This is a genomic window from Streptomyces saintjeani (assembly GCF_055409605.1).
On the sequence record NZ_CP189624.1, the window covers coordinates 12,404 to 26,521 of the forward strand.

At 71.0% G+C, this 14,118-nt stretch carries 10 protein-coding genes; 3 read left to right on the forward strand and 7 right to left on the reverse strand.

The window, feature by feature from the left end; genetic code table 11:
* The first annotated feature begins 41 nt into the window (after positions 1-41).
* Positions 42-1,094: a helicase associated domain-containing protein gene (locus ACQCO7_RS00070; protein ID WP_464069768.1), complete on the forward strand. Its 1,053-nt coding sequence runs from the start codon at positions 42-44 to the stop codon at positions 1,092-1,094.
* A gap of 723 nt (positions 1,095-1,817) precedes the next feature.
* Here the strand turns inward: ACQCO7_RS00070 and tpg are convergent.
* From tpg to ACQCO7_RS00100, 6 genes are all read right to left on the reverse strand, one after another.
* Positions 1,818-2,375, reverse strand: coding sequence for a telomere-protecting terminal protein Tpg (gene tpg, locus ACQCO7_RS00075; RefSeq protein ID WP_464069769.1), 558 nt, complete (start codon positions 2,373-2,375; stop codon positions 1,818-1,820).
* Positions 2,376-2,381: 6 nt separating this feature from the next.
* The gene (gene tap, locus ACQCO7_RS00080) at positions 2,382-4,616 is read right to left on the reverse strand and encodes a telomere-associated protein Tap (protein WP_464069770.1); all 2,235 of its coding nucleotides are present in this window, start codon (positions 4,614-4,616) and stop codon (positions 2,382-2,384) included.
* Positions 4,617-4,698: 82 nt separating this feature from the next.
* Positions 4,699-5,682 (reverse strand): methylmalonyl Co-A mutase-associated GTPase MeaB, encoded by a 984-nt coding sequence (gene meaB, locus ACQCO7_RS00085; protein WP_464069771.1) that lies wholly within the window; start codon positions 5,680-5,682, stop codon positions 4,699-4,701.
* Positions 5,679-7,853 (reverse strand): methylmalonyl-CoA mutase, encoded by a 2,175-nt coding sequence (scpA, locus tag ACQCO7_RS00090; RefSeq protein WP_464069772.1) that lies wholly within the window; start codon positions 7,851-7,853, stop codon positions 5,679-5,681. Before scpA ends, meaB begins: the two co-directional genes overlap by 4 nt.
* A complete protein-coding gene (locus ACQCO7_RS00095; protein WP_464069773.1) occupies positions 7,853-9,637 on the reverse strand; it encodes a methylmalonyl-CoA mutase family protein in 1,785 nt (594 codons plus the stop codon). Before ACQCO7_RS00095 ends, scpA begins: the two co-directional genes overlap by 1 nt.
* Positions 9,638-9,749: 112 nt before the next feature.
* On the reverse strand, positions 9,750-10,442 hold the full coding sequence (locus ACQCO7_RS00100) for an alpha/beta fold hydrolase (RefSeq protein ID WP_464077115.1): 693 nt from the start codon (positions 10,440-10,442) through the stop codon (positions 9,750-9,752).
* Positions 10,443-10,544: 102 nt separating this feature from the next.
* Between ACQCO7_RS00100 and ACQCO7_RS00105 the strand changes: the two genes are divergently transcribed.
* Positions 10,545-12,056, forward strand: a complete 1,512-nt coding sequence (locus tag ACQCO7_RS00105; RefSeq protein ID WP_464069774.1) for a hypothetical protein — start codon at positions 10,545-10,547, stop codon at positions 12,054-12,056.
* Positions 12,057-12,121: 65 nt separating this feature from the next.
* Here ACQCO7_RS00105 and ACQCO7_RS00110 read toward each other — a convergent pair whose 3' ends face one another.
* Complete coding sequence (locus ACQCO7_RS00110) at positions 12,122-13,240, reverse strand: erythromycin esterase family protein (RefSeq protein ID WP_464069775.1); 1,119 nt, start codon at positions 13,238-13,240, stop codon at positions 12,122-12,124.
* 58 nt (positions 13,241-13,298) lie between these two features.
* Here ACQCO7_RS00110 and ACQCO7_RS00115 point away from each other — a divergent pair, with 58 nt between their 5' ends.
* Complete coding sequence (locus ACQCO7_RS00115) at positions 13,299-14,021, forward strand: TioE family transcriptional regulator (RefSeq protein ID WP_464069776.1); 723 nt, start codon at positions 13,299-13,301, stop codon at positions 14,019-14,021.
* Positions 14,022-14,118: the final 97 nt, after the last annotated feature.

The window sequence follows — 14,118 nt, forward strand, 5'->3', positions numbered from 1 at the left end:
CGGTAGGCGCACAGCGGCTTCCGCACGGCAGGTCGCCGCCGATGGCGGGATCGTGGGTGGTCTGCGTGCCGTTCACGTTCCGCGTACCCGGCGCCGGCGCCGGCGGCCAGGAGACGGAAGGCACGGGGTGGCCCGCCTCGCTCGCCGGGTTCCCGCTGGGGCAGTGGACCGCCGACGCGCGCCGGGTCTACGCCCGCGGTGACATGGACGCCGACCGCGTCGCGCAGCTGGAGAAGCTCGGCATGGTCTGGTCGCACTTCGACGTCGCGTGGGAGAAAGGCCTGTCCGCCGCACGCGGATGGGCCGCCGGACACGGACACCTCCTCGCCCCGCCGGACGCCACCTACCAGGGCTACAGGGTGGGCATCTGGCTGAAGAACGCCCGCGCCGCCGCCCGGCGCGCCCAGGAGCTCGAACAGCGGCATGCCGAGGGCCTGCCGGTCCCGTCGCCGGCCGGGGCGCTGCCGGACGAGCGGCGCGAACAGCTGGAGGAGATCGACGCGTCCTGGTGCCCCTCGTGGCCGGTGGCGTGGCAGCGCTGCTTCCACCTGGTGAGGATGCACCTGGACGCCGGCGAGGCGCTGCCCACCGAAGCGGGCGACGTCGTACGCCAGGGCGAAGACCTCGGACGGTGGGTGACGTCCGTACAGCACAGGTGGGACAGACTCACCACCGTCCAGCAGTGGATGTGCGAACACATCCTCGGGATCGAGCCCGCCACCGAGGACGAGAAACCACCGCCCCGCCGCACACAGGCCGACACATGGGCACTCAACTACCAGGCCGCCCAACAGTACTACCAACGCGAAGGACACCTCCAAGTCCCCAGGACGTGGGTAGAGCGGATCCCCATCAGCGGTAACGGGAGCAGCACGGACCACGAGAAACGGAAGGACCAAGAAGAACGGAAGGACCAGAAAGAACGGAAGGAACGGAAGGAACGGAAGGGGCGGGAGGACCAGGAGGAACGGGAGGGGCGGGAGGAACGGGAACTCCGGCTCGGGGCATGGATCAACAACCAACGCAGCAGAGCCACGACCCTGACCCCGCAACGGATCGAACAGCTATCCGCCATCGGCATGCGCTGGACATGATCACCATCACCGTCACCGCGGCAGCTCGCTCGACCCGGTCCCCAACACTCCCGGCAAGCACCCGAAGAACCCCACCGGCAAGAACAACAAAACCCCGGCCGAGGAAGAAACCCGGCGGACACCGCCGAGACACCGCTGTCACGGCCACCACCCAGCAACTCACCCCCGTCCCCACGGAATATCACACCACCTACCGCCAACCAACCGCAACAACAACCGACAAAGATCCCCACCAGGACCCGCCACCAGCAGCAGCAGACATCCCAGACCTCAACCAGACACCAACCACACCCAAACAAACCCACAACCCGACAAACCTCGGCAGCGTCCACCCGAACGCTCTTCGGCGCGCCACCGCAGGGGACTCGCTGATCGATCTCGGCTCCCTCACCACGCACCCGCATGCCACCGGCCCCTTCGGACCGCCCCCCACCCCCCCTTTCCGCAGCTCACGTGGCCCGCGTCTCGGAACTGCTCGGTCAGATCGGCTTCCCGGCCGTCCTGGCCGGCCTGCCGACCGAAGACACCGAGACCGCTTCCTTGACCGGTCATACAGCCGACAAGATCGTCGGCGGCCCGAGAAAGTACCTGCTGAAACACTTCAATGCCCTGCACGAGTTCTACCTCGCCGCATCCCGACGGCACCTCCTCCTCGTCCTCTGGTGGGACTGCCCCAGAACCTCACAGCCAGGACACCACCCAGAACCCGGGGAATCACGAGCCCTAAAGATCGATACGGATATGCGCCACATCCGTGAACTCCACGCCCAGACCCGCCGCACGCGTGTTGTTGTTGCGGAAGTACATCTCCGCCAGCGCGTCCGCGGCGATCGCGCGGAGCTGGTGTTCGTCGGCTCCCGCGTCGCGGGCCGTGAACAGGCGCTGTGCCCAGTGCGGAGGCAGGGCCTGGGTGATGTCGCGGGTACGGGCGTCGTCCGTCGTACCGGGCGCCGCGGTGAAACCGAAACGCGCGCGGGCCGACACGATCACACCGTCCGTCGAGGCGGCCTTCTTCTTCGCGCGGGCGCGGACCTGGGGCTGCCAGCGCTTCCTCACCTCGTGCTCCAGGCGCCCACGCAGATCACGGCGAGGACGTTTCAGTTTCCCCGCCACGTAACGCTCCACCGTGCGCTGGGAGATACCGAGCGCCTCGGCGGCGGCTCTGGTGCTCTTGAGCTGTTTCACCAGGTACTTCATCTGCGCCTGGGCACTCTGGGGGATACGGCGCGTGAACGCCGACTCCAGCGCCGCGTCCAGGCCGTCCCCGACCGAATCCGACATTGCCGGCTACTCCCCTTCACCCGTACCGGGAGCCGTCTTGATGAGGTTGGCGAGGTTGAAGACCGTGCCCGCCTCCTCGAACTGCTCCTCCGCCCACAGGACCGTCCTCGTCCCCTGATGCTTCACCATCCCCGGCGACACGCCGAGCCGGAAACCGCCCGGCAGCGGCTTTCCCTCACCGGTGTGCGGCAGGGCGTCCAGCGGGGACGGGCCCCCGGAGGGGTAGACGACCGCATCCGTGCCGATCGCCACCGGGTACACGCCGGCCATGGCGGCGGTCTTCAGCAGCTTGCGGTGGATGCCGATGCGCTGGTTCGCGAGTACCGCCGCCCGGATGTCCGGACGCCACGTCTCCCTCGCGAGCGCGGGCCACGGCTCGTAGTACGGCACCTGGCCCCGGCTACGCTGGCGCAGCTTGCCGATGCCGCCCTTCGCCGTCGCCTTGACCGCCGTCGCCAGCAAGCCCAGTACCGGATCGGCGTCCCCGGTACGGGCCATCGCCTCCAGGAACTCGCGGCCCGCCAGGTCGGTGGTGACACCGAGATCCGCCATCGTCGCCACGTACGCGTCCCGCAGCCGCTTGTACCAGCCGTCCAGATAACGACCGGACCGGGTACGGACATACGCCTCGGTCGGGGCGACCTCGAAGCCGAGCTCCACCGCGTACGCGACGGTCGGAGTGGCGTACCAGGCCGGGCCGGCGGGGGGCTCGCCGGACGGAGTGAACGGGGACGGGAGAAGTCCGGCATCCACCTCACGACCGTCGGCCCGCACCCGCGACAGGTCCACGTGGGACAGGTCGACCAGCCACGAACCCGGCAACGACGGGTCGAACGGCGGGTTGTCCGGCAGGTGGGTCGGGCCGTTCAGGCCGACGTTGAGACCGTTCGCCGCCGCCGCGAACGACATGTTCACATCGACCGCGACCAGGAAAGCATTCCCGCACTCCTCGTCCGTCAGCGGGCGGCACCAGTCGTAGGGCTCCTCCATCAGCATCTCCGCGGGCGTACGCAGATGATGACGCGCGAACCTCCCTTTCAGCAGCGGGTGTTCGTCCGGCACCTCGCACTCCACCACGTCGTACACAGCCGTCAGCGCGTCCGGGTTGAACGCCCGTCCCCACGCGCCGGTGGCCTCGTCCTTCTCCGCACGGGTCGGCGGGCGCAGGGCCACCATCAGTTCCAGGCCGGTGACCGCTGTCGTACCGCGTGGTGTCATCACCCGCTGTGCGTATGTGCCGAGGTAACGGGCGAGGTCGGCCGGGTGCATCGTGGGCAGGACCGGAGCGTCCTTACGGTCCCACTCGCGGACGTCCAGAGCGTTCCAGGCAGGGATGCACACCTGGACACACTGCCGCCTGGAGCCCTCCGCGGGGCGGTAGACCCGCGCCCACGGGCCGAATCCCCGCCGGGTCAACTGCCAGCCGGCCTTGAGGAGTTGCCTGACCGTCCGGTGGCTGTCCGGGAGCCGTCCGGCGCGCCGCTCCTCCTGCGACAGGGCGGCGGGCAGGCCGTAGCGCTCCAGTACGGCCGGGGTGAGGACGAGCACCGGGTCGGCGTCGCGGCCGTGGCGGTGCAGGCGGGGCTGGCCGAGACGGGCCTCGGCCAGCGTCCACTCGATGAGCGCGGGCAGGGAGCGGGCGGGTACGTCCAGGACGAGGCCGCCGACGCAGTACGCCGATACCTGGCCGTCCTCGACGTCGATCACGGCCAGCGGGCCGTTCTCGAACCTCGGGTCGGTCGCGGGCTCCGCCGGGGTGGTCTTCCTCGGCGCCTTCTTCGTCTTCGTCGGCTGTCGCACAGCCGGTCCGGGGGTGCCCGGTGCCGGACGGGCAGGGGGCTCTACGGCAGCCGGGGCCGTCGGCACAGTGGAGGGGGGCGGGGCCGTCCTGCGCGTGTCCGGTGCGGGCTCAGGAGCAGGTGCAGGCGGGGGCGCGGCAGTCGTGGCGGGGGCGGCCGTGTCCTTCACCGGTGCCGTGGAGTCGGGGGCCTCGGGGTACAGCTCCGCGAGTTGCTTGAGCAGCCGGGCGTATCCGTCCCGTTCCGGTGGCCTCGGTTCCGTCCTGCCGGACTCCCAGCCGCCCACCGTCGCCCGCCGTACGCCGAGCGCCCCCGCCACCTCGTCGAGCGTCAGGCCGTGCGCGGTGCGCAGCCGTTTGCGCTCCGCCGGTGCCGGCAGTGCGGACCTCGACGCGACCAGCGCATCCACCCGGCCGAACAATCCAGGATCAGTCTCGGACACGGACACACCTCCCGCACCGACCATAACGTGAAGCGCACCTATCGCGTACGAACGGCGTACGTGTCGCGCACGTACGGAGTGCTCAGGAGCCTCCGGCGCCGAACGTCTTCAGGATGCGGTCCGCCGCCAGCGCCGGGGTCACCGTGCCCGTGCGGATCTCCTCCTCCACCTCCGGGGTCAGGGAGCGGACCGCGGGGTCCGTGTGGAGGCGGGACAGGAGTTCGTCGTGGACCATCGACCACGTCCACGCGACCTGCTGGTCCTGGCGGCGGGACGTGAGGCGGCCCGTGGAGTGCAGGAGGGTGCGGTGCTGTTCCAGGCGCTCCCACAGCGTGTCCAGGCCCGTCTCGTCGCGGGCGCTGCAGCTGAGGACCGGCGGGGTCCAGGCGGCGTCGCGGGCGTGCATCAGGCGCAGGGCGGCCGACAGTTCGCGGGCCGCCGTGCGGGCGTCGCGTTCGTGGGGGCCGTCCGCCTTGTTCACCGCGATCACGTCCGCGAGTTCCAGGACGCCCTTCTTGATGCCCTGGAGCTGGTCGCCGGTGCGGGCCAGGGTGAGGAGGAGGAAGGAGTCCGTCATGTCGGCGACCGCCGTCTCGGACTGGCCGACACCGACCGTCTCGACCAGGACGACGTCGTAGCCCGCCGCCTCCATCACCACCATCGACTCGCGGGTCGCGCGCGCCACCCCGCCGAGCGTGCCCGAGGTCGGGGAGGGGCGGACGAACGCCGCCGGGTCCACCGACAGGCGCTCCATCCTCGTCTTGTCGCCCAGGATGGAGCCGCCGGTGCGGGTCGAGGAGGGGTCGACGGCGAGGACGGCGACGCGGTGGCCCATGCCGGTGAGCATCGAGCCGAACGCGTCGATGAACGTGGACTTGCCCACGCCGGGGACGCCGCTGACGCCGATGCGGCGGGAGCGTCCGCTGTGCGGGAGCAGCGCCGTCAGCAGTTCCTGCGCCGGGGCGCGGTGGCGGGGGTGCACCGACTCGACCAGGGTGATCGCCCGCGCGATCACCCCGCGCCTGCCCTCCAGGACGCCCTTGACGTAGGCCGCGACGTCCGTCACAGGGCGTGTCCGAGGCCGGACGCCAGACGCTCCACCAGGTCGTGGGCCGCGTCCGGGACCACCGTCCCCGGCGGGAAGACCGCCGCCGCGCCCATCTCCAGGAGGGTCGGGACGTCCTGCGGGGGGATCACGCCGCCGACCACGATCATGATGTCCCCGCGGTCCTCCGCCGCCAGTTCCTCGCGCAGGGCGGGGACCAGGGTGAGGTGGCCGGCCGCGAGGGAGGACACGCCGACGATGTGGACGTCCGCCTCCACCGCCTGGCGGGCCACTTCCGCCGGGGTCTGGAAGAGGGGGCCGACGTCGACGTCGAAGCCGAGGTCGGCGAAGGCCGTCGCGATGACCTTCTGGCCCCGGTCGTGGCCGTCCTGGCCCATCTTCGCCACCAGGATGCGGGGGCGGCGGCCCTCGGCCTCAGCGAACGCGTCCACCAGGGCACGGGTGCGTTCCACGGTCGCCGACTCGCCTGCCTCATTGCGGTACACACCGGAGATCGTACGGACCCGGCCCGCGTGACGGCCGAACACCTTCTCCAGGGCGTCCGAGATCTCCCCCACCGTCGCCTTCGCGCGGGCGGCGCGGACCGCGAGGTCCAGGAGGTTGCCCTCGCCGGAGGCCGCGCGGGTCAGGTCGTCCAGGGCGTCGCGGCACGCCTGCTCGTCGCGTTCGGCGCGCAGGCGGCGGAGTTTGTCGACCTGGCGGGTGCGGACGGCGGAGTTGTCGACGCGCAGGACCTCGATGTCCTCGTCCGTGGCCACCCGGTACTTGTTGACGCCGATCACCGGCTGGCGGCCCGAGTCGATACGCGCCTGGGTGCGGGCGGCGGCCTCCTCGACGCGGAGTTTGGGGATGCCCTCGTCGATCGCGCGGGCCATGCCGCCCGCCTGCTCGACCTCCTGGATGTGCTGCCACGCGCGGCGCGCCAGGTCGTAGGTCAGGCGCTCGACGTACGCGCTGCCGCCCCACGGGTCGATCACCCGTGTCGTGCCCGACTCCTGCTGGATCAGCAGCTGCGTGTTGCGGGCGATGCGGGCCGAGAAGTCCGTGGGCAGGGCGAGGGCCTCGTCCAGGGCGTTCGTGTGCAGGGACTGGGTGTGGCCCTGGGTCGCGGCCATCGCCTCCACGCAGGTGCGCGTCACGTTGTTGAAGACGTCCTGTGCCGTCAGGGACCAGCCCGAGGTCTGTGAATGGGTGCGCAGGGACAGGGACTTGGCGTTCTGGGGGTCGAACTGCTTGACCAGCTTCGCCCACAGGAGGCGCGCGGCGCGGAGTTTCGCGATCTCCATGAAGAAGTTCATGCCGATGCCCCAGAAGAACGACAGCCTGGGGGCGAACACGTCGACGTCCAGGCCGGCTTCACGGCCCGCGCGGATGTACTCGACGCCGTCGGCGAGGGTGTAGGCGAGTTCCAGGTCGGCCGTCGCGCCCGCTTCCTGGATGTGGTAGCCGGAGATCGAGATCGAGTTGTAGCGGGGCATGTGCCGGGAGGTGAACGCGAAGATGTCGGAGATGATCCGCATCGACGGGCCCGGCGGGTAGATGTACGTGTTGCGGACCATGAACTCCTTGAGGATGTCGTTCTGGATCGTCCCCGCGAGCTTCTCCGCCGGGACGCCCTGTTCCTCCGCCGCGACGATGTAGAGGGCCAGTACCGGCAGGACCGCGCCGTTCATCGTCATCGACACGCTCATGCGGTCCAGCGGGATGCCGTCGAAGAGCTGGCGCATGTCGTAGATCGAGTCGATCGCCACGCCCGCCATGCCGACGTCGCCGGTGACGCGCGGGTGGTCGCTGTCGTAGCCCCGGTGCGTGGGCAGGTCGAACGCGACCGACAGGCCCTTCTGGCCCGCCGCGAGGTTGCGGCGGTAGAACGCGTTCGACTCCTCCGCCGTGGAGAACCCCGCGTACTGGCGGACCGTCCAGGGCTGGTTGACGTACATCGTCGGGTACGGGCCGCGCAGGAACGGCGCCGCGCCCGGGTACGTGGACAGGAAGTCCAGGCCCTCCAGGTCGTGCGCCGTGTACAGCGGCTTCACCGGGATGCCCTCGGGGGTCTCCCACAGCGGGGCGTCGCCGCCCGCCGCGTGTTTCAGCGCCGCGTCCCAGTCGGCCGGGGTGCCGTCGGCCGACGGCTCGCCCAGTCCGATCCCGGAGAAGTCGGGGATCCCCATCACGCCACTCCCAAACGGTCGAGGGCGGCGGTCAGCACGGCGACCGCGTCACAGCCCGCGAAAACGTACGCGTCCACACCCGGGTAGGTGCCCCGGCCCGCCAGCGACACGTGGGCCGCGCCCTGGGACCTCAGGGCCTGCGCGGTCCGCGCCGCCTCCTCCTCGTACACGGCGTCGCCGGAGCACAGGCACACCTCGGTCGTGCCGCTCTCCTGGAACGTGCCCTCGGTGACCGGTTCGATGCCGCCCGCCTGGAACAGGGCCGCCGCGAAGGAGAGGCGGGCGGTGTGGACGGCGGCCGGGCCCAGGGCCGCGAGGTAGACGCGGGGGCGGGTGCCCGTCGCGGCGAGGTGGGTGTCGGAGCGGGCGCGCAGTACCTCGTACGCCTCGTCGCGGCGTACGCGCGGCAGGCCGCCCGTCGGGGGCTGCGGGGCGGGCGGGCGGTGTACCGGTTTCTCCGCCAGGTGCGGGAACTCGCTCACCCCGGTGATGGGTTCACGGCGTTTCGCCAGCTTCGTCGAGCGGTCCGCCCACGTCGCCGCGAGGTCGTCGGCGAGGCGGCCCGAGCGCAGGGCCGGCGCCATGCCGCCGCCCTGCTCGATGCCCTGGAAGAACTCCCAGGCCGCGTGGGCGAGTTCGTCCGTCAGGCGCTCCACGTACCAGGAGCCGCCCGCCGGGTCGATGACGCGGGCCAGGTGGGACTCCTCGATCAGGATCGTGGAGGTGTTGCGGGCGATGCGGCGGGCGAACGCGTCCGGGAGGCCGAGGGGCTCGTCGAAGGGGAGGACGGTCACCGCGTCCGCGCCCGCCGTGCCCGCCGCGAGCGCCGCGACCGTCGTGCGCAGCATGTTCACCCACGGGTCGCGGCGCGCCATCATCACCGGGGACGTCACCGCGTGCTGGAGCTGTGCGGCCGGGGCCCCGCAGACCTCCGTCACGCGGGACCACAGGCGGCGGGCCGCCCTGAACTTCGCGATCGTCAGGAACTGGTCGGCCGTCGCCGCGTACCGGAACTCCAGCTGGGCGCATGCCTGTTCGGCACTCAGGCCGAAGTTCGTCAGGTCGCGGAGGTAGGCGACCGCCGTGGCCAGGGAGCAGGCCAGTTCCTGGGCCGCCGAGCCGCCCGCCTCGTGGTACGGGAGCGCGTCGACCGTCAGCGCGCGCAGGCCCGGGTGTCCGTCCGTGCAGCGGCGGGCCAGGTCCGCCGACGGGATGTCCGCTCGCTCGCCCGTGCGGGCCTCGTGTCCCAGGGGGTCGGCGCCCAGGTTGCCCCGTACCGCCTTCCCCGCGACGCCTGCCGCGTCGTACAGGCGCAGCAACTCCTGTGCGGACGCGGCTGTTTCGGCGCCCGCGTCCAGGACGACGGGGGCCAGGTCCAGGTAGACGCCGTCCAGGGTCGCGGCGAGGTGCTGGGGCGGGATACCGGTCAGCCACAGGGACGTGACGCCGTTCTCCAGGTCCATGAGGACGGCGTCGTTGTGCGGTGCCGTGTGCCGCTGACGTACGTCCCAGCCGCCGGCCGTGTTGCCCTCCGGCCTCGATCCCCTCGTGAACGGGGCGAAGCCGGGCAGGCCGGGGTCGGGGGCTGTGTCGTGCGCGGTGTAGAGGGGGCGGGTGCGCAGCCCGTCCTCCAGCGCGGTGGACAGGGCTTCCTCGGCGGCGGTTCCCTCTACGTCCTTGCCCGATTTGCGCAGGACACCCGCCACCAGGCGCTGCCACTGCTCATGGGGTACGTCAGGGAATTCGCCGGCCAGTTCGAGCCCGTCGTCAGGCAGGACCGTCATGGTCGGATGCTAGGACACGGGCGCGGAGGAGCGGAGAGGGCGCGGCTGTGACCTTTCCCTCGGTCTTCTTGTGATCGCGATCTCTTCGGGGGCGGGGTGATCTGTGTGGGGGTCAGATCCAGCCGTCCAGGGACTTCATGAAGGCGTCGTGGTCGTCGCGGTGGATGGTGTGGCCGGTGCCGGTGACGGGTCTGACCTCGAATCCCTGTTCTTTGAGGCGGGTTGCGAGGGCGGGGCTGACGAGGGGGCTGGGGTCGGCTGTCAGGACGAGGGAGGGGACGACCGGGTGGGTGGGGATGCGGTCGAGGGCGTTGGGGCCGAAGACCGCGTGGGTGGTGTCCGGGTCCCAGGCGGCGAGGGTGGCGAGTTCGATGTCCAGGTCGGTGGTGGTCCAGTCGGGGTTGCGGGTGGAGAGGGATGCGCGGGTGGCGTGTTTGAGGTCCGTGTAGACGGCGGGGTCGACGGTTCTCCCGTGGTGCAGGGCCCAGGCGGGGTCGGCGTAGACGGCTCGCGCGGGGGTCAGGTGTTCCACGGCCAGGGCGAGGGCCATGCCGCCGAGGGAGTGGCCTATCGCCAGGTCCAGGTTGTGCGGGAGGGTTTCGGTGAGGTCGTCGGCCCAGGATTCGGCGCTGTAGGGGCCTCGGGGGCTGGCGCCGTGGCCTCGGAGGTCCACGGCGATCACGCGGTAGCCCTTGGCGGCGAGGGCGGGGCCGACTCGGTGCCAGGTGCGGTGGTCGGACATGATGCCGTGGATCAGGGCGGCGGTTCGGGGGCCGGTTCCCCATTCCTGGGTGTGGAGTTTCATCGGTGCCCTGCCCTTGCCCTTGGCGGGTGTGGTGATCACATCATCCGGCCGGAGGGAGAAATCGCGGGAACTGTGGGGTGGGATTCGGGCACGATGCCTGCTGTGGATGATGTGTTGCAGGGGCTCGCGGCCAATCCCGCGTTGCCGGGTGAGTTGGTCGATCGGTTGATCGGGTTCGCTGACGATGACGTCGTCGGGGTTCTTGCCGGGCGGGAGGACCTGAGTCGGGGGCAGGTGGTCGCGTTGGCGGGGCGGGGGGAGGGTGCCGTTCTATCGTTGGCCTGGGCCGGGAAGTTGGCGGTCGGTGACGTCGATCCGGTGAGCCGGCCGCTTGCTGCGATCGCGATGCTTGATCAGGGGCTGGGGGATGTGGAGTGGGCTCGGGTCCTCGCCGGTGATCCCGTTGTCGGGCATCGGGAGAAGCTGGCGAGTTGTCCTGGGCTTCCGGACGATGTGGTCGAGCGGCTCGCCGGGGACGCCGATGTGTCTGTCGTCGCCGAGCTTGCGTGGTTCGCGTCGGCGGAGGTGGCGGCGGGGCTGGCCCGGCATCCTCACGCCGAGGTGCGGATCGCGGTGGCGGGGAATTCTCGGACGCCGCCGGAGGTGCTGGCGATGCTGGTCACGGGGGTGGGGTTGCCTCCGGTGCGGTGGTGTGTCGTGTGTGAGCGGGTGGAGATTCCCTTCGTCCATCCGAGCGACTGCATGCGGCCCGACTGTGATCTGCCGTCCGGGGCCGCTTGTGACGGGTCGCATCAGTCGTCCGTCCATTGGATCCTGCATCGGGTCGCGGGCAATCCGGGTACGCCCGCCGAGGCCGTCGTCGGGCTCGCGGATCATCCGGAGATGCTGATCCGGTGGCAGGTGGCCGAGCGTGCCGACCTGCCGCAGGACGTGTACGCGCGGCTCGCGGTGGATCCGTACGCCGGTGTGCGTGGTGCGGTCGCCGGGAATCCGGCGATCGGGGAGGCGGTGGCGCGGGTGCTGGCCGGGGACGAGGACGTCTCGGTGCTGCGGGAGCTCGCGCACAACCCTGCCGTACCGCTCGATGTGCTCGTCTCGGTCGCCGGGGTCTCCAAGGTCGGCGCGGTGTTGTTGCCGAGGGTGGCCGCCGCGAGTCCTGCGGAGGTGGAGGAGTTGGCGGTGTCGCGGAGTTCGTCGGTGCGGGTGTTGGTGGCTCTTCGGTCGGATCTGCCGGAGGCTGTGCGGGATGCGTTGGTGGTCGATCCGGATGCGAAGGTGGTGAAGGCCGTCGCCCGGCATCCGGGGCTGTCCGAGGGGCAGTTGAGGGGGATGGTCGAGCGGCACGGGGTGCGGGTCGCCGCTCAGGTGGCGGTCAATCCTGATGTGCCGTGGGGGTTGTTGGAGGAGTTGGCGCTTCAAGTGCGGCCTGTGGGGAAGGTGTTGCGGGCGGTGGCGGGGCGGGCCGATGCGCGCGGGGCGGCTCTGGTGGCGTGCCTCGGAGAGGTGCGGGCGCGGCGGGTGGCTGCCGCGCATCCTGCTCTGCCGGTGGAGGTGATCGTGGAGTTGCTCGGGCATGAGGAGGACGGCGTGGTGGAGGCGGCGGCCTCCAATCCCTCGCTGCCGGTCGAGGTGATGCTGGGGCTGCTGGCGTGAGGGGAGGATGGCCGTGTGGTGGCGGTTCCGCATGATGCCGAGGGCGTTTCCGAAGGGGTCGAGGGTCAGACGTCCTTGATGTACACGAGGGCGTCGATGGTTGGCAGGTGGCTCGGGTCGAGGGGGGCGTAGCCGAACCAAGGGGACACTCGGGGGTGGGTGTTGGGGAGGTGGGCCGGGTCTATGACGTATTGGGGGTGCGGGATTTCGTACAGGAGGCCCTCCAGGGTGTCCGGGGGCGGGGTGTCGACGCCCTGGTGGTGGAGTGTGCCCAGGGCTGTTGCCGCGAAGGCGTAGTTCTTGCCCAGGCGGGCGGTCACCAGGGCGCCCGCGCTCCACCATTCGACCTTCTCGTGCCACATCTGCATCGAGCTTTTCTCGCGCTGGAGGTGGGCGTTGTGGGCGTGGACGAAGGTGGGGCCCTGGTCGGCGAGGGCGAGGAGGTTGTGGGCCATCGTCGCGTCGCGCTGGGCGCACAGGCGGGTCATGCGGGTGGGGGTGGGGTCGGCCATCCAGTGGTGGTAGCGCAGGAGGGCGGTGGCGGTGCGGGCGTACAGGTCGGCTCGGGGCGAGTGGGGCTGGTGGTCGAGGAGGGCGGTCAAGTCGTCGGCGAGGAGGCGGAGTTGCTGCGCTTCGGGTGAGCGGCCCGGGGAGCGGGTGGGGTCGAGCATGGCGGCCTGGTCGGTCCAGCGGGCGTCGGGGCCGAGGAGGTGGTCGAGGTGGGTGGTGTCCAGGGCGAGGTGGGTGTGGAGGGCGGTGAGGGCCTCGCGGGGGCTTTCCGCGTGGGTGATCTCGAAGGGGCCGTCGAAACCGGCGAAGTGGACGTGTTCGGCGGCGGGGCGGGTCTCGTTGTGGGCGCGCATCCAGCGTACGAGGTCGCGGTTGGCGCGGTGGGTTCCCCAGTCGTGGCTGAAGCCGTGGGTCATGACGTCGTCGAGGGTGCCGGTGCCGGTGGTGATGTAGTCGTCGACGAGGAGGGCCTTCAGGCAGTCGCTCTCGATCGCGATCGTGCGGTAGCCCTCCTGTTCGGCGAGTTGGCGGAAGACGTGGTTGCGGAGGTCGAGGAGGGTGTTCTCGCCGTGGGTGGGTTCGCCGAGGGCGAGGAGTCTCGGGCGGGTGGGAAGGAGATCGAGGATGGCTCGCGCCTCGGCGGGACGGGCGGTGTCCTTGATGTCGGTGACCATGCCTTCAACGGTATCTTTGAACCTTCGGTGGAAACTTTTGCGGGATTTCGGCGGGGATATGGGACGTAACCTTCAAACGGGTGGGAAGCTGCGGCCGGTCGATCTGGCGCGGGGGCACGGGATTTCCACGCAGGCCGTGCGCAATTACGAGGAGGACGGGATTCTTCCCGTCGCCGGGCGGACGGTTCATGGGTACCGGGTCTATACGGCTGTGCACGCGCGGGCGCTGGGGGCGTTTCTCGCGCTGGTGCCGGGGCACGGGCATGCGACGGCCTCCGCGATCATGCGGGCCGTGAACTCGGGGGACGTCGACGAGGCGTTGCGGATCGTCGACGGGAGTCATGCGCAGTTGCTGGAGGACCGGCGCACGCTGGAGGCCGTGGAGGGGGCGCTCGGGGATCTCACGCCGGTGGACGAGGCCGGCGGGGTGTTCATCGGGCCGCTCGCCGCGCGGCTGGGGGTGCGGCCGGCGACGTTGCGGAAGTGGGAGCGGGCCGGGTTGGTGCGGCCCGCTCGGGATGCGGTGACCGGGTATCGGGTGTACGACGCGGGGGCGGTGCGGGATGCGCGGCTGGTGCATCAACTCCGGCGCGGGGGTCATCTGTTGGAGCGGATCGCGCCGGTGATGGCGCAGGTGCGGGCGGCGGGCGGGGTGGAGCCGCTCGGGGGGTTGCTGCGGGAGTGGCGGGGGCGGCTGGCTGCGCGGGGGCGGGCGTTGCTGGGCGGGGCCGCTGAACTGGACGGGTATCTGCGGGAGTTGGAGGGGGTGGGGCTCCCGTGAGAGGGCTGGAACTCCTGTGCGGGGGTGCGTCCTTGTATCTCCAGGTGGCCGGTGGTGGAGGCCGTCGGCGACGGTTTCGAGGTTGTCGGCGTCGCCG

What these genes read in the sequence shown, in the direction of transcription:
- ACQCO7_RS00110 (WP_464069775.1), bottom strand. Translation starts at nt 13,240, where the DNA reads ATGGTCACCGACATCAAGGACACCGCCCGTCCCGCCGAGGCGCGAGCC.
- scpA (WP_464069772.1), bottom strand. Translation starts at nt 7,853, where the DNA reads ATGGGGATCCCCGACTTCTCCGGGATCGGACTGGGCGAGCCGTCGGCC.
- ACQCO7_RS00070 (WP_464069768.1), top strand. Translation starts at nt 42, where the DNA reads ATGGCGGGATCGTGGGTGGTCTGCGTGCCGTTCACGTTCCGCGTACCC.
- ACQCO7_RS00100 (WP_464077115.1), bottom strand. Translation starts at nt 10,442, where the DNA reads ATGAAACTCCACACCCAGGAATGGGGAACCGGCCCCCGAACCGCCGCC.
- tpg (WP_464069769.1), bottom strand. Translation starts at nt 2,375, where the DNA reads ATGTCGGATTCGGTCGGGGACGGCCTGGACGCGGCGCTGGAGTCGGCG.
- ACQCO7_RS00115 (WP_464069776.1), top strand. Translation starts at nt 13,299, where the DNA reads ATGGGACGTAACCTTCAAACGGGTGGGAAGCTGCGGCCGGTCGATCTG.
- ACQCO7_RS00095 (WP_464069773.1), bottom strand. Translation starts at nt 9,637, where the DNA reads ATGACGGTCCTGCCTGACGACGGGCTCGAACTGGCCGGCGAATTCCCT.